The organism is Nocardia camponoti (assembly GCF_014646135.1).
GTDB lineage: Bacteria > Actinomycetota > Actinomycetes > Mycobacteriales > Mycobacteriaceae > Nocardia > Nocardia camponoti.
The window spans coordinates 1068153-1093687 of record NZ_BMMW01000002.1; the positions used below are offsets into that span (position 1 = coordinate 1068153).

A 25535-nucleotide genomic window follows, 5' to 3' on the forward strand; every position below is an offset into this window, starting at 1 on the left:
AAGTTAGATGTAAACCGTTACCGACGAGACCTGGAGACTCGAGTGACAAGCAAAGCCCGCTCGGCGAAAGCCCCGGCTAAATCAGCGAAGACCGCGCGGCCGGTCGCCATTCTCGGCGGTAATCGCATCCCCTTCGCGCGCTCGGATAAGGCATACGCGCACGCGTCCAACCAGGATATGTTCACCGCGACCCTCGATGGGCTCGTCAGCCGGTTTGGCCTGCAGGGCGAGCGGCTCGGCATGGTCGTCGGTGGCGCGGTGCTCAAGCGCGTCGGCGAGCACAGCCTCATCCGCGAAAGTGTTTTGGGCTCAAAGCTTTCGCCCTACACCCCCGCTCACGACCTGCAGCTTGCCTGCGGCACCGGCCTGCAGTCCATCGCGACGGTCGGCGACGCAATTGCCTTGGGCCGCATCGACTCTGGCATCGGCGGCGGCACCGACACCACATCGGACGCGCCGATCGGCGTCAGCGAGGACATGCGTGAGTGGATGCTCAACGCCAACCGCGCCAAGACCGGCAAGGACCGGCTGAAGCTGGTCGGCCAGCTGCGCCCGAGCATGCTCGGCATCGAAATCCCGCGCAACGCCGAACCGCGCACCGGCCTTTCGATGGGCGAGCACGCGGCCATCACGGCCAAGGAATTCGGCATCGCGCGTGAGGCGCAGGACGAGCTGGCCTACCTGTCGCACAAGAACATGGCCGCCGCGTACGACCGTGGTTTCTTCGACGACCTGATCACGCCGTTCCTCGGCCTGACCCGCGACGACAACCTGCGTCCCGGCTCCACCATCGAAAAGCTCGCCACGCTCAAGCCGGTTTTCGGCAACAAGCTCGGCGACGCGACGATGACCGCGGGCAACTCAACGCCGCTCACCGACGGTGCTTCGGCCGTGCTGCTTTCGTCCGAGGAGTGGGCCGCGCAGCGCAACCTGCCCGTGCTCGCGCACCTCGTCGATTCTGAGGTCGCGTCGGTCGACTACATCCACGGGCCCGACGGCCTGCTCATGGCACCCACCTACGCGGTGCCGCGTCTGCTTGCCCGCAACGGCCTTACGCTGCAGGACTTCGACTACTACGAGATTCACGAGGCGTTCGCTTCGGTTGTGCTCGCGACGCTCGCCGCGTGGGAGTCGGATGCGTACTGCAAGGAGCGCCTGGGCCTCGACGGCGCGCTCGGCTCGATCGACCGCAGCAAGCTCAACGTGAACGGCTCGTCGCTTGCGGCTGGTCACCCGTTCGCCGCGACCGGCGGCCGCATCATCGCATCGACGGCAAAGATGTTGGCGGAGAAGGGTTCTGGCCGTGCGCTGGTCTCGATCTGCGCGGCTGGCGGCCAGGGCGTCGTCGCGATCGTCGAACGCTAAATAGCCAAAACGGCGGGCACCCAATTAACAAGGGTGCCCGCCGTTTTCGTTTCTTACTTCTGCGGCAACTCGTTGTGACCGCCGAACGCCTTGCGCATCGCCGACAGCATCTTGTCGGCGTAGAGCGCCTGACCGCGCGAAGAGAACCGCTCGTACAGCGCGGCCGAGAGCACAGGGACCGGAACGCCGACGTCGATCGCGGCCTCGATCGTCCACCGACCCTCGCCCGAATCCGAAACGCGACCGCTGTAGGAGTCGAGGTTCGGGTCGGCGACCAGCGCCGCCGCGGTCAGGTCAAGCAACCATGACGCGACAACCGACCCACGCCGCCACACCTCGGTGATCGCGGGAATGTCGAGGTCATACATGTAGTACTCGGGGTTTTCCATCGGCGTTTCTTCCGCCGAATGCTCGCCATCCACGTACTCACGGCCCGCGTCAGCGTGGGCGAGGATGTTCAGGCCCTCCGCGTACGCGCCCATCGCGCCGTACTCGATGCCGTTGTGCACCATCTTCACGAAGTGGCCAGCGCCGTGCGGACCGCACAGCAAATAACCCTGCTCGAACTCGGTCGGCTCGCCCGTGCGGCCCGGCGTGCGCACGCCCGACTCGTACCCCGGCGCGATCGAAGAAAGCAGCGGCGCAAGGTAATCCACGTCTTCGCGGTTGCCGCCGATCATCAGACAGAACCCGCGCTGCAACCCGAACACGCCGCCGGACGTGCCGATGTCGAGGTAGTGAATTCCGGTGGGCTCCAACGCTTTCGCGCGCTTGATGTCTTCGTGGTAGCGGCTGTTGCCACCGTCGATGATGATGTCGCCGGGCTCAAGCAGCGGGGTGAGTTCGTCGATGACCGCGCCCGTCGCGCCAGCGGGGATCATCACCCACACCACGCGCGGCACCTCAAGCATGCCGACGAAATCGGCCAGGTCGGTGGTGCCACGGAACTGGCCCGGCATCTCGGCCTCAAGGTCGGCGATCGGGCCGGGGTGGCGTTCGTACCCGACGGCGGTGTGCCCGTCGCGCACGATGCGGCGCACGATATTGGCACCCATCCGGCCGAGGCCGATCATTCCCAGCTGCATGAAGTTCTCCCTCGTTGTCGGGTACTGGTGGCGAGACTCACCGTCGATTGTCGCGCGTCGCGTTCCTCATGCGCTGCGCGGCGTCGTCGACACGGCCGAAATTCCAGCTGGCAGACCTGTAACAACGGCGAATCGGACACGATAAACAGATCGGCTCCGTGTAGTTGCCAGACCCCCGACCCGGCAACTACACGGGGCCTTTTCCGTGCGGCGGTGCGATCTCACAGTGCTGATACGGCCTGTGCGCATTACCCTTGGCCCCGGATCTCAATCTCAGGACGAAGTTATAAAACCCAATGAAGGGACCTCCGTGCCCAGCGAGTCGACCACCGGTTATCCGGGCGACCGACCCCGGGGCGAGGTCGGACTACGCAAGCTGCTTGAAGCCAATCGCACGTTCGACAACCCCGGTGACGCGCTCACCCGCCCAATTCCCAAGCTTGGCGCGCCCAGGCCTGGCACCAATCCGCCCGGTTTAAGCCCAACCGCTAAGCGCGTCGGCGTGATCGTTGGCGCGGTGTTCGCGACCGCGACGCTCGCCTATCTCGCCGACCTCGCGCTGTCGACGGGCGAAGTGCCGCGCGGCGTTGTCGTCGCGGGCGTCGACGTGGGCGGCATGGACCGAGGCGAAGCCAACGCGCTGCTGCATTCCGAACTCGAACCGCGCGCTGACCAGCCCGTTCCCGTCCGCATCGGCGACGTTTCCGGCACGCTGATCCCGTCGGCCGCCGGGTTGCGCGTCGACTTTGAACGCACCTGGGAAGCCGTCGGCGACCAGCCGTTGAACCCGGTGCGTCGCCTTGTTTCGCTTTTCGGCACCCGCGACGTGCAGGCGGTGAGCACCGTCGACGACGCCGCGTTCAGCAAGCAGCTCGCCGACTTCGCAAGCCACGACAACCCGACCGTCGAAGGGACAGTGCGCTTCCAGAACGGCAAGCCCGTCGCGGTGCTGCCGGTGCCTGGTCGCGTGCTTGACCAAGCGGCAGCGCGTGAGCTGATCACCACGCGATGGGCTTCGCAGAGTGAATTGAGTTTGCCGATTGTCGCCGCGCCCGTCGCGGTGCGGGCTGAGGCCGTGCAGGCGACGTTGCGCGACATCGCGACGCCCGCGGTGTCGGCTCCGGTGCAGGTCAAGGGGCGCGACGCGACCGCGACGTTGAGTCCCACCCAGATCGCCGACGTGCTCACTTTCGTGCCCGATGGGGCCGGTGGGCTCGCGCCGAAGTTCGCTAACGAAGCCGCGACCGCGCTGCTCGCGCCACAGCTCGCGGCAACCGAGGTTGAGCCGAAGGACGCGACATTCGCCGTTGAAGGCGGTCGGCCGACGGTCGTTCCCGCCGTTGTCGGCGACAAGATCGACTGGGCGAAGACGCTGGAGAAGCTGCCCGCCGTGCTCACCGCGTCGGCACGCTCAGTTGACGCCGTGCACCAGCGAATCGAACCCAAGCTCACCACCGACGCCGCGAACGCGCTCGGCATCAACGAAGTGGTCGGGCAATTCACGACCGGCGGGTTCAGTGGACCGTCGGGCGTGAATATCCGCACGGTCGCCGCGAAGGTCGACGGCGCGATCGTAAAACCGGGAGAAGTGTTCTCGCTCAATGGTTTTACCGGGCCGCGCACCACCGCTGAGGGGTACGTCGAGTCGGGCATCATCGACAAGGGTCGCCCGAGCACCGCTGTCGGCGGCGGCATCAGCCAGTTCGCGACCACCCTCTACAACGCCGCGTACTTCGCTGGCATGGAGGACGAGGGCCACACCGAACACAGCTATTACATCTCGCGCTACCCGGCAGCGCGCGAAGCGACGGTGTTCGACGGCGCGATCGACCTCGCCTTCCGCAACCCAGCGACGACGGGCATCTACATCCAGGCCATCGGCACGGGTTCCGACATCACGGTCCGCCTGTGGGGCACGAAAACCGTTAACGTTGAATCGATTACGGGCGAGAAGACGAAGCCGACCGAGCCGACGGAAGTGAAACTGCCCAAGGGCAAAGACTGCATCGCGTCGACGGGTGCGCCCGGCTTCACGATCTCGGACACGCGAGTGATCACCGACCACAAGACGGGCGCGCCGGTATCGCAACACACGCGGACGGTGAAATACGACCCGGTGCCCGTGGTGATTTGCGAGGACCCGGCCGAAGCGGCGGCACCTGCCCCTGCCGTTGCGGATGTCCCGGCGACGGCACCGGCGACGAACCCCGCGCCGACGACGACGAAGCCGGTCCCGACGACCAGGCGGCCGACCCCGACGACGCCGCGCTAGTTGGGTGGTGGTGCGCTGTCGGATGGCGCGGCGCCCGTCGGGTGCTGGCGGCTCACCGGGCCCACGGACCACGGGCCACTGGCCACGCAGCGACAGCGGCGCCACCCCGCGCCAGCCGGGCCACCCCGCGCCAGCCAGGCCACCCCGCGCCAGCCAGGCCACCCCGCGCCAGCCAGGCCACCCCGCGCCAGCCAGGCCACCCCGCGCCAGCCAGGCCATGCAGCGTCAGCCGGATGAGCGCGCTAGCTCGCTAAGCAGCACGTCGGTCCGACTGAGTGAGAACGCGCCCACCTAGGCTGGGCTGGGGCAGGGCCGCCTCCCGCTCAGCACGAGCAATCGCACGAGCAGCAGTCGCAATCGCAGCAGTCGCCGCAGTTCGAGCAGCAGTCGCACCCGTCGCAACAGGTGTCACAGTTCTTGCCCCACGCATCTTTTCGCTCGCCGCTGCACGGGCTCGTGTGGTCGACGCAGCACGCCAAACCTGTGCAGTACACGCCGAGGATCAGGCCCGAAGCGTGCAACGGGCCTGGGCGGTTGGGGCGCTGGCCGGGAGGAGATTGGTAAGGCGCGCTCTGGGCGGTTGCCTCGTGTCGCGTTGCGCGGCAAGCCTTTCCGCCCGCATGGCCGATTCGGCGCACCAACCCGGCGAGCGGGTCAAGCAGTGCCCAACGCACGGCCGGGGTTTCGGCCAGCCCCAGTTCGCGAGCGGTCATCCCGACGCGAGAACCGCTGTCGCGCACTAGCTTCCGCGCCTCGTCCGCTGACGTCCCGCTCGCCACAAGCGGATTGAATCGCCCGCGCTCTTTGTCTCGCTCAAGGTCTTCAATCGCATCAACGACGTGCGCGATCCGGCCAACCTCGCGGCCGATTTCCTCAAGTCCCGCAACGTTTTCCGGCCGACCAGCCAGCTTCGCACTGTGCCCAAAGAACGCGCTCGCACACACCTGCGACGGTCCGGTGAGCGCGTCGAGGTCGCGAGATGAGGCTTCCAATTCCTGCTGGCCATCGATCGCCGCGACCAGCGGGGCGAGGTCAAGGCCGATCCCCGCCGCCGACGCGTGCGCACTCGCCGCCCATCCCCCAGCAACCCTGCGCATCGGCACCCGCGAAACCCGACCAGCGTCACCGTCGACAACGTGATCGCGAATCTTGGCCGCGCCCAACAACAATGACGCGGTGGCGGCCAACTGCACGCTGGGCGACGAAGGCGCGAGCACCGACGCGCGACGCATCCCACGCAGCGCACACGGCCCAGCCGTTCGCCGTTCGGCACTAACGCCCTGCGCCTCGGTGAGCACACTCAACACCACCGCGTCGGTGTTGGTTGCCGCCCGCGCGGTCTGGCCGTGCCCATCGCGCAACCCGAGACATAGCCCGCACATGTGCGCCTGCCAGTCCCCCGGATCAATGCCGTATTTCGCCGCCCCGTGCACACACGGCTTCAACACCCCGAACATGGGTCAAAGCATGCCTTATTCGGCCTTTTTGCGTCCTGCCAAACCGCGCCATGCGAGGTCATCGAGCAGATCAACGGCTTCGGCGACTTCGATGCGCCCCGTCGCGACACGGTCGGCGATGGCCTCGCCCGCACCGATCACCGCGGCGGCGACCACTTCGAAATTGGTGCCCGGCTCGGCGTGCTTCGCGCTTGACTCAAGCAGTTTCGCGGTGAGTTCGATGACCCGCTCGCGTGCGTTTTCGATCTCGGATGCGAACGCTTGCTGACCGATTGCCTGCCGATACAGCACCTGCCACGACTGCCGGTTGCGGTCGACGAAATCGAGGAACCCTTCCAGCGCGGTGCGCACCTGTTCGTGTGGGCTCAGTTGCGGGTTGCCAGCGGGCGCGACCGACTCGATGAAGCGCAGCCCTTCGCGCTGAATGCACGCGCGGAAAAGTTCGTCTTTTGACCCGTAGTACAGGTAGAGCATGGGCTTGGAGATCTTGGCCTCGGCCGCGATCGCGTCCATCGACGTTTCGTGAAAGCCCTTGCGCGCGAACACCTCAACGGCCGCATCGAGCATTTGCTGCTCGCGCACCGCTCGAGGAAGTCGTTTGGTACCGCCAGCCATCCACACTCCTACCGCAGGGTGAAATACTCATCTTACTTGAAAGTAAGATGGCCGGTGCTCAGTTGCCGCGAATGCGCTAGCAGCCCAGCTGCACGCCTTTGTAGCGGGCCATCCGCAGCACCGACGCGTCGACCCGGTCGGTCGTCAGTTTGCCATCCGACACCGACTGCTCCAACCGGTCAAGCACGCTCGGCACGGCCTTCGACGAAATCCACAGCGCGTTGTCGGCACCGGCGACCAGCGCGGCTTCGACCGCTTCCTCGATCGAAAGTCGATCGCTGATCGCGGCCATGCCCGACAGGTCGTCGGTGAAAATCGGGCCGGTGAACGGGGGCGCGTTGTAGCCGGTGCCGTCGCGCAGCAGTTTCATGACCGCCGGGCTGATGCTGGCTGGCACGCCGGGTTCGGTGAGGCCGGGGACGTCGAGGTGGCCGACCATCACCGCGGCACCCGAGGTGACGAGGTTGCGGAACGGTACGAGGTCGACGTTTTGCAGCTGATCGAGCGACGGCGTCGTGACCGAGCCGGTGTGCGAGTCGCCCGAACCCGAGCCGTGACCGGGGAAATGCTTCATGACCGCGCCCAAACCGGCGGCTTGGGAAGCGCGGATGTAGGCGTCGGCGTAGGTGGTGACGACCTGCGGGTCGCTGCTGTAGGAACGGTCGCCGATCACGCTGTCGTCGGGCTGGCTGCTGACGTCGACGTCAGGGGCGAAGTCGACCGTGACACCCAGGCCGACCAGCGCCTTCGACCTGGTCAGCGTGTTCTCGTAATGCTGTTCGGGGGTCTGTGTCTGGGCGATCACCCGCGCTGACGGGGACGCGCCGATCTTGTTCTTCGCGCGCGACACACGGCCGCCCTCTTCGTCGATGGTGACCATCAACGGCACCTTCGCCTTGGCCTTCACCGCGTCGAGTTGGGTGGCATCGAGCAGGCTCGGGTCGGTCCAACTGCCGACGAAAATGCCGCCGACGCCGTCCGTGCCGACGGCGTTGAGCGCGTCGGACTGGCCGGTGATGCCGACGGTGAGCAGCTGACCGAGTTTCTCGCGCAGCGAGAGTTTGCCGAGGTAGTCGGCACCGCAACCGTCCTTTAACGGCACGTCGGTCGGGCCGCCCGTCTGCGCGATGACCGAAGAACTCGCTGCCGCGCTGGTGGTGTCGGAAGGCGACGAGCCCCCGTTCGAACACCCAGTCGCGACGGCGGCGAGAACTGCGAAGAAGACCACAGGCGATTTCCGCATGGCATCCACCGTAGCCCGCCGCGCTCCCGAAGCCCCGTAGCGGCAGGGTTCAATCGCGGCGTTCGGGGGTAATCTTCGAGGTAGAGGCGTTGCTGCCGAGGCTGGAGGTCGTCATGAGTTGCGATCGGATGCTTATCGCTTACGACGGGTCGCCGCATGCGAAGCGGGCCATCGAGTATGCGGGCCGGTTCCTTGCCGCCGACCGCGCCATTCTGCTCACCGCGTGGGAACCGATGGTTCGCCAAGCCGCGCGCGTTTCCGGCATGGCCGGGGTGATGCAACCCGACTGGGTGCCCGACGGCGAGCGCGAGGACATCGCGTTTACCGACGCCAAGGAGATCAACGCGGAAGGGGTCGCGCTGGCTGGGGCCGCGGGGATGAACGCCGAGGCGCGCATGGTCGAGTCGCGGACCACCATTTGGAACGCGATCGTCGATACCGCCGACGAGTTGGATGTCGACATCATCGTCGCTGGTACGCGCGGGGTCAGCGGGCTTAAAGCGCTGGTGCACAGCAGTGTCGCCGAAGCCGTGCTCAAGCATGGGCACCGGCCGGTGCTGCTCGTTCCGCCGCCGGAGTGAGCGCCACGTCACGTCTAGGCCGGTTATAGGGTCGAAGTTATGACCTATTTCCTGCTCGCCCAGCCGGACTCGGTGCTGCGCGCTACCGGGATGCGCACGGTATTCGCCGACGCTGAATCGGCCGCGGCGGCAGGCACTTTGGTTGTGGGGGCACTGCCGTTCGACATGCGTGAGCCGGTTGCGTTATGGGAGCCGGAGTGGTCGGCGCATACGGCTGGGCCGTGGCAGCCTGCTGCGGTTCCCGCGTTGCCTGCGATGCGGGTCGTTGCGGAATTGCCAAGTGGCGCTTCGCATGTCGCTCGGGTTGCCTCGTTAGTTGATCAATTGCGTGATCCTGGTTGCGCTTTGGAGAAAGTCGTTGCCGCGCGGTCGATGGTCGTCGCCGCTGATGAGCCGCTTGAGCCGGAAGTTGTTGCGGCGCATCTGCTTACGGCTCGGCCTAACGCGCACGTCTACGCCGTTGATCTTGCGGCTGCGGGACAGGCCGGGGTTTTCGTGCTCGGCGCGACACCCGAAGTGCTTGTCACTCGACGTGGGAATCAGGTGAGTTTGCATCCGCTCGCGGGCACGTTGCCTCGTCTCGCCGACCCGGTTGCCGACGTCGCCCAATCGCAAGAACTGTTGAACAGCAAGAAGAATCAGGCCGAGCATGGGTATGTGATCGACTGGATTCGTTCGCGACTCACGCCGTTGTGCTCTTCACTGTCGATCCCGGACGAGCCGGTTTTGATGCAAACCGAAAGCGTGTGGCACCTGACCACCCCGATCACCGGCACCCTCGCCGACCCCGCGCCAACCGCGCTTGACCTGGCGATCGCGCTGCATCCGACGCCTGCCGTGAACGGGACGCCGTTCGCTGAGGCGCGCGAGGCGATCGTCGCCGAGGAACAGCGCGGGTTTTACGGCGGTGCGGTCGGGTGGTGCGACGCGTCCGGCGACGGCGAGTGGGTTGTCGCGATTCGCGGCGGCGAGCTGTCGGCCGATCGACGCACCCTGCGCGCGACCGCTGGCGGCGGGATCGTCGCCGACTCCGACCCTGCCGTCGAGCTCGCCGAGACAACGGCCAAGTTCGCGACGCTGCTCGGCGCGCTAGCCTGCCCCGTCCCGACCGACGGGCCCACCTGCTAGGTTGGCGGCTGGAAGAACCCCATCGACTATTTGGAGTGCGCGATGAAGTCGTTTGCTGTTCCGGCTGTGGCCAGTGCGGCTGGCGGCGCGCTGCTCAGCGCCATCGCCGTCTTCGCCATCACGGCCGCTGTCCAGCAGAACACCGCGCCTTCGATCGACCGCAGCGGCGACAAGGGTTCGTCGCTGCTCAACGCTCCTGAATACGGCAGCCGCTGACCTAGGTGCCAGCGCGTCACCCGTTAATCGAGCGCCGCTCGGTTGGCGCTGGTTCGTCGGTTCGGTAGTCCTCGCCTTCGTACTGACCTTCGCGCAGGCACCCGGGCTCACCGTCGCAGATACCAAGTACGACCTCGCCGAAAACCCACTCGGCTTCCTCGCGCGCGCCGCGCACCTGTGGAACAGTCAGGCAACGCTGGGCCAGGTCCAAAACCAGGCGTACGGCTACTTCTTCCCACACGGCGCATTCTTCGCTCTCGGCGACCTGCTGTCGGTCCCCGCATGGGCAACCCAGCGCATTTGGTGGGCATTACTGCTGCTCGCGGGCTTTTGGGGCATCGTCCGACTGTGCGAAACGCTGGGCATCGGGGCGCGGGGTTCGCGGGTAATCGCGGGCATCGTTTTCGCGCTTTCGCCGAGAGTTTTGACAACCCTTGGCTCGATTTCGTCGGAAACGTTGCCGATGATGCTGGCGCCGTGGGTGCTGTTGGCGCCTGCGGCGTTGGGGGTGGGGATTGCGCGGAGGGGTGGGGCGCTCTCTCCTGCCGGGAGTGCGCTCGCGCTTGCGCTCATGGGGTCGGTTAATGCCGTCGCTACTGTTGCCGCGTTTCTGCCCGCCGCGATCTGGTGGGCCTCGTATCGGCCCGATCGGCGGTGGGTTCGGTTCACGCTGGCCTGGACTCCGCTCTGCGTGCTCGCGACGTTCTGGTGGGTCGTTCCGCTGCTGCTGCTCGGCAAGGTCAGTCCGCCGTTTCTCGACTTCATCGAATCGTCGGGCGTCACCACGCAGTGGGCGTCGCTGAGCGAGGTTTTGCGCGGCACCGACAGTTGGACACCCTTCGTTTCGCCCGAGCGGATCGCCGGGGCGGTGCTGGTCACGCAACCGGCGGCTGTCCTCGCGACCGGGCTGCTCGCGGCGGCTGGCATGGCCGGACTCGCGCGGTCGACCATGCCCTATCGCGGCAGACTCGTGCTGATTCTCGGCGTTGGTCTCGCTGGCATTTGCGCTGGTTACGTCGGTGCGATGGGCGGCCCGTTCGCGGAATCGGTGCGCGTTTTCCTCGACGCGGGCGGCGCGCCGCTGCGCAATGTCCACAAGCTTGAACCGCTCATTCGACTGCCGCTTGTCCTCGGCCTCGCGCACCTGTTAGGCCACGTGCACCTGCCCGGTTCGGTGCCGTTCAAACAGTGGCGAAGCGCGTTGGCGCACCCCGAACGCGACCGGGTTGTCGCCGTTGCGGCGTTGGTTGTCGCGGCGCTGACGCTGGCGACGTCGCTCGCGTGGACCGGTCGGCTCGCCCCGCGCGGCGCCTACGACGAAGTGCCCGCGTACTGGTCGGAGACCGCCACATGGCTCGAACACAACGCCGCCGACACCCGCGCGCTCGTCGTCCCGGGCGCGCCCTTCGGCAGCCAAATATGGGGACTCACCCGCGACGAGCCCTTACAGGCGCTCGCGAAAACCCCTTGGGCAGTTCGCGATTCGGTGCCGCTGAACCCGCCGGGCGCGATTCGGGCGATGGATTCGGTGCAGCGGTTGATCGCGGATGGTCGCCCGTCGGCCGGACTCGCCGCGACGCTGGCCAACCAGGGCATCGGCGTCCTCGTTGTGCGCAACGACTTGGACGCCGAAACTTCCCGCTCAACGCGCCCGCTGCTGGTCCACGCGGCAATTGATGGTTCACCGGGATTGACGAAGGTGGCACAGTTCGGCAGCCTGATCGGCCCGAAGGCGTCGGACGCGGGTTTGGTAGTCGACAACGACTTGCAACCGGCCTACCCGGCGATCGAGATTTACCGGGTTGAGGTGCCGCCGCCGGGGACACCCGCGAGCCCCTCGGCCGCGCCGGGCGCGCACGCGACACCGAATCCGCGCGACAGCGGCAACGCGGCGGGCCCAGATTCAGCTCCGGCGGGATCGCCAACCACTGTGCTCAGCGGCACTGGCGCGCCCGCATCGCTCGCCGGGGCCTACACCGTCGACCTCAACTCCGTCCCCGTCGTCGAGGGCGGTCCCGAAGTCCTCGAACGACTGCGACGCGACGGCGAAAACCCTTTGTCCCCTTACCTTTTCCGTGCCGATGCCGAACGCGCCGGGCTGCCCCCGCAACCAACTCTCCTCACCGACACGCCAATGGACCGCGAAACGGACTTCGGGCGCGTCGACAACCACAACTCCGCCGTGCGCGCCGCCGACGACGCCCGCCGCACGCACAACCTCATCCCCGACTACCCGGTCGCCGACACGCCCCTCGTGCGCGGCGAATGGTCGGGGGCGAAGGTGACCGCGTCGAGTTCCGCAGCCGACGCCACCCAAATCGGCGGTTCGGCGCCAGCCAATTCGACCGCCGCCGCCGTCGACGGTGACCCGTCCACCTCCTGGATCAGCAACGGCGGCGAACCCGCGCTCGGCCAGTGGCTGCGCATCGATCTCGACAAACCCATCACCAGCGGGTCGCTCAACTTCACGACAAGTGCTGCGGCCCTTGGTGATCCGGTGAAGTGGGTCGAGGTGCGCACCGCGCGCGGCACCGTGTCCGCGCGCATTCCCGAGGCGGGCGAGGCGGTCAACGTCGCGCTGCCCGCCGGGCGAACGGATTGGGTGCAGATCACCGCGTCACGCACCGAAAAGGGCACGGCCGGTGGGCAATTCGGGATTAGCGAGCTAACCCTCGACGACTACTCCGTGCGCGACGCACCCAAGCGCGTCGACATTCGTCACCGCATTGTGCTGCCGGACGTCGCCGTCACGCCTACCGGATGGAGTCTCGGACAGGAATTCCCCGGTCGCAGTTCATGTTTCGACGGTCCCGACCGCGTGCAATGCGCCAAGGGGCTCGGGCTCCCCGCCGAAGAGCCCGGCGTCTTCGAGCGCACACTCGCTGTGCCGGAGCCGCTGGTCGTCACGCCATCCGTCACGGTTCGCGCCCGACCCGGCCCCGCGCTTGAGGACCTTCTCGCCGACCCCGCCCGGCCAATCGCGCGAGGGAAGGCCGACATCGCCGACCTGCGCGGCTCCGCATTCGCGGCGACCGACGGCGACCCGCGTACTGCGTGGATCGCACCGGAAACGACCGTCCGAACCGTCGCGGGCCCGAAACCCACACTGGAACTTGACCTTCCGGAACCGGAACTCGTCACCGGCTTGGACATCACCACCGCGCTTGGCAAGCTGCCAGCGACGGCGACGTCGGTCGCGGTGAATCTCGGCAACGGCCCGCAGGTCGTTGACCTGCCGGAACACCAGAATGGCGAACCCGTTCGCGTCGACCTTTTCCCCACGGTCACCGACCACATCGAGCTGACGATCCAGACGTGGACCGACGTATTAGACCGCACCGCAGTAGGTTTCGTGCTCACGCAGCCAACAGGGCTGGCGGAAGTCGCGGTCGTCGGTCCGGCATATCCCGCGCCGCTGCCGGGCGACCGGGAAATCACGATCGGCTGCGACGCGGGCCCAGTTTTGACGGTCGCTGGTCGGACGGTGCCGACGTCGGTAACCGCGACAGCTGACGAATTGCGAAGCGGCGCACCAGTTTCCGCGACACCTTGCGACCCCGCGGCAATCGACTTACTCCCGGGCCACCCGGACCTAATCGTGACCCCAAGCGACCTCTTCACCGTCGACGAAGTCCGCCTGACCCGCACCGACCTCGTCGACGGCCAGTCCGGCGCCGCCGATCCAAAACAGACCGCGCCCAACACCGGCGCTCCCGACCCGAAGCCACCCACGCCCAGCGCTGGCACCCCCGACCCGACACAGCCCGCGCCCAGCGGCGGCCCGCACCCTGACGACGTCGCGCTGGGTCCGGAACGCGATCCCGTTCGCGACAACCACGCGAGCCCTCATTCCGGAACAGTCAGTCCAGAAAACCGTCCCGCGCCGAGCGAAACCACCTCATCAAACGCGAAACTCCTTGTCCTGCCGCTAAGTACAAACGTCGGCTGGGAAGCCCGCACCCCCGACGGCACCCTACTGAAACCCATCGTCGTCAACGGCTGGCAACAAGCCTGGGTGCTGCCAGCGAGCACCCAAAGCCCCATCACCGTCTCCTTTCCCGCCGACCGCATCTATCGCGGCGCGATCTTCGGCGGCCTCTTTCTCCTAATCCCGTTGGCGCTCTTGGCAATTCCCCGTCGTAAGCGCGAGGTAATCGACACGGAACCAGTCCCAACCTGGGCCCCACGTTGGGTCGGCGGCATCGGCGTCGTCGCCCTGCTCACCGTCATCTCGGGACCGGCGGGCGCTGTCATCGCGGCAATTACCTTGGCGTGCACCAGGTTCCGCGAAACCCAACGCGCACTGCCGTGGATCGCGGGCATCGGTACTCTTGCTTCGGCGGCCGCCCTGTCGACCGGCACCTGGCGCTCGGGCCTGCCTTACATGGGCGGTTCGCTCTGGGCGCAGGCCCCAGCGGTGATCGCCGTCGCGGCGGTCGCGGTGGCCGCCTTGCCACCGCGACGGTCCAGGCGCCGCGCAACCAACCGCGCGGGCTCTTCGACCAGCCCGTAACTGGCGGCAGCGAGCGGCAACGTCAACAGGGTCGTCAAAACAAGCACGTAGCCGAAATTGCCGCTAAACGGGACCAGCCCGAACACCGGGAAAACCACCGTGAGCAGCACAAGGTGCCACAGGAAAATGCCGTATGACCAGCGGCCGAGCGTCGCGGCGGGGCGCGAGTCGAGCATGCGGTGCGGCTCGGCTCGCAAAACAAGCGGGGCGATCAGCGCGAACCCGAGCACCATGCCCAACGCCATCTTCGCCGCGTACTGCCACGGTTCGGCGCGTTCAAGTCCGGCGGGGCCGCCGAATGGCGTCGCCGACAGGCAAAACGCGACAAGCGCCAACGGCCACATAATCGACCGACTCGCCCACCGCGCCCCCTGCGCACTCGGCAACTGCGCGAGTTCGGCAAGCAGCATCCCGGCCGCGAACCAGGGCAGATAGGCGGGCAGCCAGTTGTCGGCGTGGATCGCGTCGGGGGTCGGGACGGGCCAGAAGTTCCAGGTCAGCAGCACAATCGCGGAACCTGCGATGAGCGGAATTCGCCAGCGAGCGGCGTCGCCTTTCAATCGAACAAGGGCAAGCGCGAGCAACGGCAGCACGAGGTAAAACGCCACCTCGACCGACAAACTCCACATTTGCGTGAGCCCGTCTGTCAAGGTCAACGGGACGAAAACCTGCAGCAAGAACAGGTTCGAAATCCACACGCGAAGGTTCGCCGAATGCGCCGCCCCCGGCAGCAGAAGTAGGACAAAAACGACGACAACCCAGTACGCGGGCAGCACGCGCGCCACTCGATGCAATAGGTAACGTCCGGCACTCGGCGCCACCCCGAGCCCGCGCGCGGCCGCCGCGTGCGGTGCCCACAACAGGAATCCCGACAGCGCGAAGAACAACGCGACGGCCATGTCGAAGCGTTCTGCGAGCGGCCCGAAAACCGGGATTCGCGTCGCGCCGGTCTGGAACGCGACGTGGGTGAACAGCACCCCGAGCGCCGCCAACCCGCGCATCCCCTCAAGTGCGGGGATGAACGTGCGGGGCGTTGGCTGAGAAGACATCGGAATCCAGTGTGCCTGGTCGGCGATTTGGCGGGCGCAGCGCGGCCGGTAGTAGCGGCAGACTGTTAGTGTCGGCAAATCCGTGGTCGAACAACGAGGAGAGTTTGCATGGCACTGAGTGCCGGAACCAGAAGGACGGTCGCCTGCGTGCTCGTGGGTCTGGGTGCGGCATTGCTGGTCGCCGCGCTGATGATCCCCACGTATACGGTCAGCAAGGTCGCCAAGACTCCACTCGACCTTGAGATCACGACGATCGCGGTCAACCAGCCTGGGGAAGAGAGCCTAGTGCTCGATTCGAAGTCGCTCACCAGTGGCGACGGCGGCCCGGTTGTCAACAAAAACGTCCCGCTTGTCTCGCAGCGCTTCGTGACCGTCGAAGAACCTTCCGACGCGACCGAAATGACGCTCCAAGCTGGTCAAACGCTGCGTCGCACCGATGTGCAGGGCGACACCGGGCTGCTGACGGCGACCGTCGACCGCGTCACCATCGACCGCAAGTCCGGCGAACCTGTCGCCGCCGATCCGAACGGGTCGATCGCGGTCACCGTCAACAAGGACGGCTCGGTGAACGAGCCCGTGCAGCACACCGGCCTCGGCTACCGCTTCCCGATCGGCACGGAAAAGAAGACCTACCCGTACTTCGACATCAACGTGCGAAAGTCCTTCGACGCCAACTTCATCGAAGAGACCGAGATCAACAGCACGAAGGTGTACCACTTCCAGACCGTCATCCCCGTGACGAGCACCTGGGACGTTGTTCAGTCGCCGACGAACCGGCTCACGCTGCCCGCGAATAAGTGGGGCCTTGAGGGCACCGACCCCGTCACGATGACGCGCTACTACACCAACGTCCGCGACCTTTGGGTCGAGCCGCAGACCGGCACTGTCGTCAAGGGCGGCGAGGCAATCCACCTGTTCTACGGCCGCTCACCGAACCAGCAGGACGTCACCGCGCTGAAGTCGCACATCGTTTTCGATGAAGCGACGGTGGAATCGCAGCTCGCGATCGCCAAGGAAAACACCGACAAGATCAGCCTGTTCGGCCGAATCCTCCCGATCATCTTCGCGGTGCTTGGCGTGTTGGCGCTGGCAGGCGGCTTGTTCCTCGGTTTGTGGCGTGGTCGCGGGACGCCCGCGCACGCGGCCCCGCGAGGGGGCGCCCCGAACCCGCACGACGGCGACACCCAGGACCTGACCGGCTGGGATGACGACGACGCACCAACGACCCAGTTCGAACGCGGCGATTACGACGCCCCGACTGAGCGGATCGAATTGGACAAACGCGACAAGTAAGTTCAGTTCGCGGACGGGCCCACGACATTTCGTGGGCCCGTTTCTGTTTGTGCAACTGGGTGGTTGCACAAAATGTGGCATATTCGTGCGGATTCGCGGCTTTAGGCCCTGAATTCGGGGGTTAGGGCGCGAACGTGCACGTTTATGCCATAGGGCTTGAGTATTCGGCTACTTGCGAGGCCCCTGTTCGCAGCGCGGTGGTCGCGATGATTGCGGTTGTCACCCAGGTGCTCCATGGCAAGGACCAGTCCACCGCAGATTGCGGCCGTCACCCAGGCTGCACCACCACGAGCGCCGGCCCGCAACGCGGGCGACGGCGACAATTGCGGTTGTCACCCAGGCCGCTCCACAGCGAGGACCAGTCCACCGCAGATTGCGGCCGTCACCCAGGCTGCACCACCACGAGCGCCGTCCCGCACCGCGGGCGACGGCGACAATTGCGGTTGTCACGCCAGCTGCTCGACGGCGAGTTCCGGTCTGCTGCACCGCCCCCGACCATCAGGGTCACCCCGGCCGCGCGAGCCCAAGTCAGCAGCACCGTGACCACGACAATTGTGGTCGGCGCCCCGGCCCACCACGCGAGCCCCTTCCGCAGCCCCGACGATCAACCGTCGTTACTCAGGTTGCCGCACCGTGCGAGCACCCGTCCGCAACACCGCGACCACGACAATCGCCGTCGTGACCCCAGCCACGCACACTGCGGTTGTGATCAGTCCGTTGATCGAGTGCGCGACGGTCAGCATCGCGACAACCTCGACGACCAGTCCGATCCAAGTGACCACCGCCAACGCCGTCCGCTCCACCGCGATCGCCGACAACATGGCCCCCTGCAGCACCGCCAATATCGCCCCATCCAGCGCGAACATCCACAGGAGCCCTTGAATCGGCGCATAATCGGACCCCGCGAATAACGGCGCGAGCGGTGCCGCGATGGCCGCCCCGATCACCGCGAGCGTGCCAATTCCAACGAGCACCGTTAGCGCGTCCCGGATCGCCCGCGCCGAGTGCGCAGGCTGCGCCATCCGCGGGTAAAGCACAACCCCAACAGCGGCGGGCAACCAAAACGCGATCTTGGTAGCGATGGCACCGAGCGCATACCGGCTCGCATTGTCGGGATCAAGCACGATCCGCGAAACAATGAGATCGGCCGACGAGAGTGCCATAAGCGCGGCCTGTACCTGCACGGCCCGCAGCACGGGAACAACCCCGACGCGTCGGGTAGCCGTCGATGCGGTTGCCATATCCGAGGTACTGCGGAGCCCCGGGTGCTCGCGCCCACTCACGCCGCTCAGCTCCGGCGCCCCGCGCACGGCCTGCGGCTCGATTTCCGGCTGCTGGTCGGTCCAACTCAGGCCCGACACGTCGCGCGCACGTGGCCGGTCGACCGCCGATGGATCGCTAAGCCCCCCGCTCGCGTCTACCGTCGCCGAGCCGGCGCGCGCTCCGCCTCGCTCACTCCCGCGCGCGATGCGTCCCGCGATCACCGCCGCGACAGCGATGCCGCCGGTCGCCGCCCACAGCCCAGTCGCGGCCGTCCCGCCGACCGCCAACGCGCACAACGCAGGTGCGACGCGAGCCGATCCAGCAACGGCCAACACGACAGCAAGCGCACGAAACTTGTTGTGCCCCTGCAAGATTCCCTGCTCGCCGGAAACGAGCACCAGCACCGGCGCCGCACTCAACGCGCCAGCAGCAGCCCACACCCCAACGTTCAACACCGTCGAAACAATGGGAACAAGCACCGCCGCCGCGACCGCGACCAGCCCCGCGCACCGCAGTTGCGTCGACCGCACCGCGCGCATCCCAGCCCCCTGCACGATCTCGCGCGCGACCACGTTCTGCAACGCGAGCGCAGGCACCGCACACAGCAACTGCACCGCGAGCAGACTGGCGAATTCGCTGTACCCGCCCACTCCAAGCCAGCGCCCAGCCAACAGTTGCAGCAGATACCCGGCGACATTGGCCGTCATCGCACCCGCCGTCACCCAGGTCAGATCAGCAACAACAGGCGGACGACGGACAAAAGACACGCGCCCATGCTCCCAGACCCGCAACGCCCCCGACCTCTCGCACCACACTCCCCCGCTTCGCCAGCGCGTCCGAGGCCGCACCGCGCACGCGCCACCCCGCGATCGACACGGGGTGCTGGCACGCCCCAGGCCCTGAACCCAGCGGCCTCGGCGCACATGACGAGACCCCGCTCCACTGGCAGCATCGCCGAAATCCACAGCGCGAACACCCGCGCCGAAACTCGGGCGCGCCCAACGCCCCATGATCAACACGCTTTGGCGGCGGCATCACCCGAGCGTTCACCTGCACAGCAGCGTGCTGATCTTGATCCGCCAAACGCGGCCGCCCAGCAGCTCGGATCCAGGCTCACCTGCGGCCGAGGTCTCAGACCCCGAGCCCGCTGCAGAATCGCGTTCACAGCATGCGCAGCCTCCGGAAAGACGCGGGGCACCCGTCAGCCCAAGCCCCGCGTCCCACGCTGCGAATGTCAGCCCTGTCGCGATCCGGGTGCTCGCTGCAAGATCAACACGCTTAGGCGGCGGCATCGCCCGAGTCCTCACCTGCACAACAGCGTGCTGATCTTGATCCGCCAGACGCGGTCGCCCAGCAGCTCGGGTCCAGGCTCACCCACGGCCGAGGTCTCAGACCCCGAGCCCGCTGCAGAATCGCGTTCACACCAGCTGGCCGTGGCATGCGCGGCCTCCGGAAAGACGCGGGGCACCCGTCAGCCCAAGCGCGTTCCACGCTGCGAATGTCAGCCCTGTCGCGATCCGGGTGCTCGCTGCAAGATCAGCACGCTTAGGCGGCGGCATCGCCCGAGAGCTCACCTGCACAACAGCGTGCTGATCTTGGTCCACCTGCACGCGACGTGGACGTGCGATCGGTCCGTATGGTGCTCGTGTGGATACGTGGCGCGAGCGCGGGGTGGTCGGCGGGTATTGCGCCCTGCTCACCGCGCTGATCGTCGGGCCACTCGCTGGCTCGGGGTACCTGCTCCTGCGTGACGCCGTCAGCACGCCACGCTCGTACCTCACCGATTCGGCGCTCGGCCTCGGCGGTGCCGCCCCGCGCGCGGTGCCGCAAGACGCGTTGATCGCGCTCGTTAGCCCGGTCATCGACGGTGGCGTGCTGGTGAAGGCCATCCTGATCGTCGCGCTTTGGTCGGCCGGTTACGGCGCCGCGGTGCTCGCACGGCAACTTTTGGCAGCCCCGATCAGCATGCAGTTGGTCGCCGCGACGGTCGCCCTGTGGAACCCTTACGTCGCCGAACGGCTACTACAGGGCCACTGGAGCCTTTTCGCAGGTTACGCAGCCCTCCCCTGGACAGCCATCGCCGCAACCCACATCCGCCGCGCCCACCGCCCACCGCTCACCAACAAACGCGCACACGGCACCCCACTCGCGCGCGACGAGCACCGGCCGCGGCACCAGACCCCAACCCTGCCTGCAGACCTTGCCGCCACCCGCGCACAGGCGCAGCCCGACACCGCAACATCGCCGCCAACAAGCGGTCAACCCCCACACGTAGCGGCACAACCCAACTCCACATCGTCGCCGGCAAACGGTCCCGCCGCACACATACAAGCGCACCCCAACTCCGGAACGACGCCCGCAAACGGTCCCGCCCGGCGCGCCCAGTCGCAGCCCGACTCCACAACATCGCCCGGAAACGGCCTCGCCCCACACGCGCAAGCGCAGCCCAACTCCGGAACGACGCCCGCAAACGGCCCCGCCCGGCGCGCACAGTCGCAGCCCGACTCCACAACATCGCCCGGAAACGGCCCCGCCCCACACGCGCAAGCACAACCCAATCCCACAACACCGCCCGCAGACCGTCCCGCCCCACACGCACAAGTGCAGCCCAACGCCGCAACGTCGCCGCCAGCGAATGGTCACGTCAATGACGCAACCCGGGCAACTGCACCAACGCAGCCAGCGCCCGCAACGTCGCTGCCCGAACCCGGTCACGTCAACGACGCAACCAGGGCAGATGCCTCCACCAACGCGCAAGTCAATGCACGTCGCGGCGCACCAGCACTCAGGTCCATGCGCACCACGCGTCTAACCTCCGACTGGCGTGCGTGGGGCACCCTCACCGCATCCTTCGCCGCCGCCGGGCTCACCCCAACCGGCTCGCTCCTCGCCGCGATCATCGGCCTCGCCCTCATCGGACGACGCGCAGCGCTCCCCGCAACCCTCATCTGGCTCGCAACCTGCGCCCCCTGGCTCACCGCGACAGCCCTCGGCGCAGGCGCCGGACCCTCAGACCCCGCAGGCGTCGCCGCCTTCGCCGCACGCGCCGAACCGTGGCTCGGGACGATGGGCAGCCTCGCCGGACTCGGCGGCATCTGGAACGCCGAAGCCGTCCCGACGTCGCGCACAACCCCATTGGCGCTGGTCGCAACGCTGTTCCTGCTGACGATGGTCGCCTTGGGCGTCCGCGCGGTCTGGCGACAAGGCCGCACCGGCAAGACCCTCATCACCATCGCCGAAGCCGCGATCCTCCTGCCCGCACTGGGCGCGACACCGTGGGGTTTGTCCGCAGGCGAATGGCTGGTGACCGAAATCCCCGGCGCAGGCCTCCTACGCGACACCCAGAAATACGTGGCCCTAGCCGTCCCCGCATACGCACTGTGCGCGGCGGCGGGCTGCCGAGCCGTCGCCACCTGGCTTACGAAGCTCCGCCGCCATCTGTCCGAGCCCGACCAGGCCCCGTACCTTCCGACAAGCGAACAACTTCCGCCCGGAACAGCTGCCGACCCCACCACTACCGCGTACCGCCCCACCCACAACCACCCGCTCGCAACCCGCACAACGGCGCACGAATACAGGCCACCCAGCACGACACCGCAGAACGTCAGCTCACCCGCAGGCCCCGATTCGCGCACGATTCCAAAACCCCGCGATACGAGCGCGCTGGCTATCCCAACGCCGCACGTATTACGCACCGCCGCAGCACTTTTCATCGCGTTGCTGATCATCCCGCTAGCTGACCTAACCTGGGGCGTGAGCGGCGCGCTCAAACCCGTTCACTACCCAGCAAGTTGGGCGAACGTCGTCGCGCACATCGAGCCCGACACTGGCGACGTCGCGGTGATCCCCGGCGGCATGTTCCGCCGATTCCCTTACGCGCCAACAGCTCCCGTGCTCGACCCAGCCCCACGCCTCCTCCCCCCCGACGTGCTGCAGACCGGCGAACTGAATGTCCGCAACAACACCGTAAGCGGCGAAGGTGGACGCGCGCGCACCGTCGAAAACCTCCTGCTCGCAGGCGCACCAGCCGCCAAGCTCGCCGACCAAGGCGTCGGCTGGATCCTTATCGAAAAGTCAACGCCGGGCCCGCGTGGAAAGTCCGAAACAACCTTGGCGACAGCACAATTGGCCTACGACGCTCCCGACCTAGCCCTGTACCGAATCGAAAACCCACACCACTTCAACGCAACCCGCCAATCCCGCGCGGCAGCGTTAGCGGCACACGCCCTGTGGGCATCCCTGATGCTAATAGGCTTGCTAGCAACAGCATTCGCACCACGAACGAGCAGGTCACAGCAGCTAACCTGAGCCGTCGAGCATGCGCCAACCATCCCGTACTAGGCGAGAGTGGGCCCCGCATAAGGACTTTCGTGCATGACGAGCGCGGCCCTGCCTCCCGCCGAACCCTGGGACCGTCCAACGGGTTATCGACGAGGCGGCAGCGAGCGACCTGAGCCTTGAGGCGAACCCTGCCTCCGCACCGGCCCGAGCTGGACCCAACAAACGTCCAACGTGAAATTCCCCCGCCACACCCGACCATGTCCCGCACCCCACGCGGAACCAAACCGCCAACCATGGTCACGCGTCACGCACGCCAAAACTGAACTCAATTACAGCCAACACGACGACCCCTCATCGCGGCCCGATCAGCACACCCGCCCCGGGAAACGGAGCCGCCAAGCAATCACGCACGCCGCGACCGCGTCAAACGCAAGCCGCCGACCCGCGAGCCACCGCCCTGCGTCGACGCAAACCGACCCACGCCACCGCCCACGCGACCTCGCCGTCACGCGACAGCGCCCCTGCTCTCCCGTGACCCGCACACAAATTGCCCCGCGCCGCCGCCTCCAACACCGCGCGCACCCCGCCCCGGTCAGCCCCCCCCCCCCCCGAAGACTCCCGCGCCCGCGCTTCTCCCTCGCCTGACGCAGGCCAACACGCGACAGCGCCCCCTACTCCCCCGCGTAACCAACCCACTCACAAACTCCCCCGCGCCGCCGCCTCCAACACCGCGCGCACCCCCGCGCCCGTCTGACCGCGCCTTCTCCCCCATCACCTGACGCAGGCCAACACGCGACAGCGCCCCCTACTCCCCCCGCGTAACCAACCCACTCACAAATTCCCCCCGCGCCGCCGCCTCCAACACCGCGCGCACCCCCGCCCCCGTCTGCTCCCACGAAAACTCCCCAGCCCGCGCCCGCGCCTTCTCCCCCATCACCTGACGCGCCTCAACATCAGCCAACAACTCGCCGATGGCCGCGCCCAAGCCCGACACGTCGGCGACCAACGTCCCCGTGACCCCGTCAACGATCGAATCGGTAAGTCCTCGCGAGCTGCGGTAGCCGACGGTCGGCACGCCGTGCTGGGCCGCCTCGATCACCGCGAGCCCCCACCCTTCCTTGCGCGACGGCATCACATGCACCCACGCCTGACTCAAAATCTCGTGTTTACGCACCTCGTCGACGTGCCCGTGGAAGGTGACCGCGTCGTCAATGCCAAGTTCAGCCGCGCATTCGCGCAGGTTGGGTGCCCACCATCCGTCGCCGATGACGTCGAGGTGGACGTCGGGAAAGTCGGCGCGCAGCCCCGCGACCGCGACCAGCGCGTCTTCGATCTGCTTATGCGGCACCAACCGCGACAGCACCGCGACGCGCGGCGCCGAAGCCGGACGGTCGACGATCCCCGCTGGCACCGGCTCGGCCCCGTTGCGGACCACCGCGACGCGCTCACCCCCAACCCCAAGCGCGCCGAGCTCCTCGGCTGACGGCAGCGACACCGTCAAATACTGGTTGCCACGATGCACCCGTGGCGACAACCGCGACTCGATCCACCACCCGATCCGCCCAACGAGCCGCCCCGCGACCGGCCACTGCTCCCGATGTCCGTGATGCACCAAAACCACCGACGGCACCCCGGTGACGCCAGCGAAGAACGGGATCCCGTTTTGGGTGTCGATCACGACGTCGGGACGAATCCCACGCAACGGCCCAACACCCATCCGACCAGCGAAAATGGCCGCGAGCGCCCGCGGATACACCGTGAATCGCCCGCCCGCGCGACTGATCTGGATCCCGTCGACAAACTCGCTGCGCGCCGCCCCCGGATACCGCGCGGTCCGCAACGTAACTTTGACCCCGCTAGCGGCCAGTTGCGCGCCAACTTGCTCCAGGTATCGCTCGCTTCCGCCGCCCTGCGGATGGCCAGTATCGCGCCAGCACAGCAGCAGGACTTCACGCACGATATTGCTCACATTCGGGTCGGGTGCGGATGAGACGTAAGACACCACCCTAGCCGGTGACCTCCCGCGACCAGCACAAACCATAGCCAACAGCGCCGCGACCGGGCGTTGAACCTAAACTCGCTGCCTGTGCCGACCGCGACCCTGACCCGACTCGTGCGGCCGCCAGCAAAGCGGCCCGCCTTCGCCGATCGCGCGACCCTGCGTCGCTCGCTTCGCCTGTTGACGAGCTTCCGGTTCGAACAATCCGACCCCGCCCTCTTCTATGGCGGCATCGCGACCGACACCGCTGAACTCATCAGCGACTTCTACCGCGACGTGACCGGCGACGACCTGAACGCGATAACCGTGCTCGACGTTGGCGGCGGCCCAGGCTATTTCGCCGACCAGTTCGCGACCCTCGGCGCACGCTATTTCTCCGTGGAACCCGATCCTTCGGAAATGCACGCCGCCGGCCTGCATGTACCCGGCTCGGTACGCGGCTCAGGAATGTCACTTCCGTTCCGCGACAATGCTTTTGACGTGTGCCTATCGTCGAACGTCGCTGAGCACATCCCGCACCCGTGGGTAATGGCCGACGAAATGCTGCGCGTGACGAAACCCGGTGGCCTGATGGTGTTTTCCTACACCGTCTGGCACGGCCCCTTCGGCGGCCACGAAACCGGCCTTTGGCATTACCTCGGTGGCGAATTCGCCGCCCGACGTTATGCGCGTAAGCAGGGTCGTGAACCGAAGAACAGATTTGGCCGCTCGCTTTTCGCAGTACGTGCCGCCGACGGAATCGCGTGGGCACGAACAACTTCCGCTGACGTGCACACCATTTTCCCTCGCTACCACCCGCGTTGGGCCTGGTGGCTTGTTCGCGTGCCGCTGGTTCGTGAGCTACTGGTGAGCAACCTGGTTATCGTCGCGCGCAAACCCGAAGTTAGGCAAGCCAGCTGAGCCTGCGCCGCACCGGTTCCACATACTCCGGCCACGGCGACTCTTGGATCGCGAGGCCTACCGTTTCCAAAGTCGTCAATCCGACCTGATCCGCTAGCGCGCCAACTATTGCCACCGCCTCAGCTGCCTGAATAGCGGCCGTAGCCTGTTCGATTGTCAGCGTGCGACCGGGGAGGAAGGACACAACCCAGCCTCCGCTGCCCACACTTTTCGCTTGATGGTCGGTCTGATCGCTAGTCATCAACGATCGGTCGATCACTTGCACAGCCATGAGT

Annotated in this window: 16 protein-coding genes and 1 pseudogene; 9 read left to right on the forward strand and 8 right to left on the reverse strand. The window is 67.0% G+C overall.

What is annotated here, in order from left to right; translation table 11 throughout:
- Positions 1–42 precede the first annotated feature (42 nt).
- Entirely contained in the window at positions 43–1365 is a 1323-nt protein-coding gene (locus IEX78_RS12885; protein ID WP_188829128.1) for an acetyl-CoA C-acetyltransferase, read from the forward strand.
- 53 nt (positions 1366–1418) lie between these two features.
- Here the strand turns inward: IEX78_RS12885 and gnd are convergent, their stop codons facing one another.
- Positions 1419–2450, reverse strand: a complete 1032-nt coding sequence (gene gnd / locus IEX78_RS12890) for a phosphogluconate dehydrogenase (NAD(+)-dependent, decarboxylating) (RefSeq protein WP_188829129.1) — start codon at positions 2448–2450, stop codon at positions 1419–1421.
- 310 nt (positions 2451–2760) lie between these two features.
- Here gnd and IEX78_RS12895 point away from each other — a divergent pair, with 310 nt between their 5' ends.
- Positions 2761–4722, forward strand: a complete 1962-nt coding sequence (locus IEX78_RS12895) for a VanW family protein (RefSeq protein WP_188829130.1) — start codon at positions 2761–2763, stop codon at positions 4720–4722.
- 323 nt (positions 4723–5045) lie between these two features.
- On the opposite strand, the gene IEX78_RS12900 is transcribed toward IEX78_RS12895, so the two are convergent.
- From IEX78_RS12900 to IEX78_RS12910, 3 genes are all read right to left on the reverse strand, one after another.
- Complete coding sequence (locus IEX78_RS12900; protein ID WP_188829131.1) at positions 5046–6179, reverse strand: DUF5685 family protein; 1134 nt, start codon at positions 6177–6179, stop codon at positions 5046–5048.
- A gap of 15 nt (positions 6180–6194) precedes the next feature.
- The gene (locus IEX78_RS12905) at positions 6195–6794 is read right to left on the reverse strand and encodes a TetR/AcrR family transcriptional regulator (RefSeq protein WP_188829132.1); all 600 of its coding nucleotides are present in this window, start codon (positions 6792–6794) and stop codon (positions 6195–6197) included.
- A gap of 76 nt (positions 6795–6870) precedes the next feature.
- Positions 6871–8037 (reverse strand): glycoside hydrolase family 3 N-terminal domain-containing protein, encoded by a 1167-nt coding sequence (locus tag IEX78_RS12910; protein ID WP_188829133.1) that lies wholly within the window; start codon positions 8035–8037, stop codon positions 6871–6873.
- Positions 8038–8165: 128 nt separating this feature from the next.
- Here IEX78_RS12910 and IEX78_RS12915 point away from each other — a divergent pair, with 128 nt between their 5' ends.
- The 4 genes and pseudogenes from IEX78_RS12915 to IEX78_RS24735 all read left to right on the forward strand — a co-directional run.
- Positions 8166–8618, forward strand: coding sequence for a universal stress protein (locus IEX78_RS12915; RefSeq protein ID WP_373291578.1), 453 nt, complete (start codon positions 8166–8168; stop codon positions 8616–8618).
- A gap of 39 nt (positions 8619–8657) precedes the next feature.
- Positions 8658–9746: an isochorismate synthase gene (locus tag IEX78_RS12920; protein WP_188829135.1), complete on the forward strand. Its 1089-nt coding sequence runs from the start codon at positions 8658–8660 to the stop codon at positions 9744–9746.
- Positions 9747–9788: 42 nt separating this feature from the next.
- Complete coding sequence (locus IEX78_RS12925; protein WP_188829136.1) at positions 9789–9962, forward strand: DUF2613 domain-containing protein; 174 nt, start codon at positions 9789–9791, stop codon at positions 9960–9962.
- A gap of 82 nt (positions 9963–10044) precedes the next feature.
- Positions 10045–13356, forward strand: a pseudogene (locus IEX78_RS24735) (alpha-(1->3)-arabinofuranosyltransferase); the annotation flags it as partial.
- 986 nt (positions 13357–14342) lie between these two features.
- On the opposite strand, the gene IEX78_RS12935 reads toward IEX78_RS24735, so the two are convergent.
- Positions 14343–15524, reverse strand: a complete 1182-nt coding sequence (locus tag IEX78_RS12935; protein ID WP_188829137.1) for an acyltransferase family protein — start codon at positions 15522–15524, stop codon at positions 14343–14345.
- 108 nt (positions 15525–15632) lie between these two features.
- Here IEX78_RS12935 and pgfA point away from each other — a divergent pair, with 108 nt between their 5' ends.
- Entirely contained in the window at positions 15633–16817 is a 1185-nt protein-coding gene (gene pgfA, locus IEX78_RS12940; RefSeq protein ID WP_188829138.1) for a cell envelope lipid trafficking protein PgfA, read from the forward strand.
- A gap of 614 nt (positions 16818–17431) precedes the next feature.
- Here the strand turns inward: pgfA and IEX78_RS12945 are convergent.
- Complete coding sequence (locus IEX78_RS12945) at positions 17432–18847, reverse strand: polysaccharide biosynthesis protein (protein WP_188829139.1); 1416 nt, start codon at positions 18845–18847, stop codon at positions 17432–17434.
- Between the two features lie 880 nt (positions 18848–19727).
- Here IEX78_RS12945 and IEX78_RS24250 point away from each other — a divergent pair.
- Complete coding sequence (locus IEX78_RS24250) at positions 19728–22388, forward strand: MmpA family trehalose lipid delivery protein (RefSeq protein ID WP_229683921.1); 2661 nt, start codon at positions 19728–19730, stop codon at positions 22386–22388.
- A 778-nt stretch (positions 22389–23166) separates the two neighbouring features.
- On the opposite strand, the gene IEX78_RS12955 is transcribed toward IEX78_RS24250, so the two are convergent.
- Entirely contained in the window at positions 23167–24318 is a 1152-nt protein-coding gene (locus IEX78_RS12955) for a glycosyltransferase family 4 protein (RefSeq protein ID WP_188829564.1), read from the reverse strand.
- Between the two features lie 129 nt (positions 24319–24447).
- Between IEX78_RS12955 and IEX78_RS12960 the strand changes: the two genes are divergently transcribed.
- Positions 24448–25260, forward strand: a complete 813-nt coding sequence (locus IEX78_RS12960) for a class I SAM-dependent methyltransferase (protein WP_188829140.1) — start codon at positions 24448–24450, stop codon at positions 25258–25260.
- Here the strand turns inward: IEX78_RS12960 and IEX78_RS12965 are convergent.
- Positions 25244–25531 (reverse strand): hypothetical protein, encoded by a 288-nt coding sequence (locus tag IEX78_RS12965; RefSeq protein WP_188829141.1) that lies wholly within the window; start codon positions 25529–25531, stop codon positions 25244–25246. The two genes, IEX78_RS12960 and IEX78_RS12965, sit on opposite strands and share 17 nt — an antisense overlap.
- Between the last annotated feature and the right edge of the window lie 4 nt (positions 25532–25535).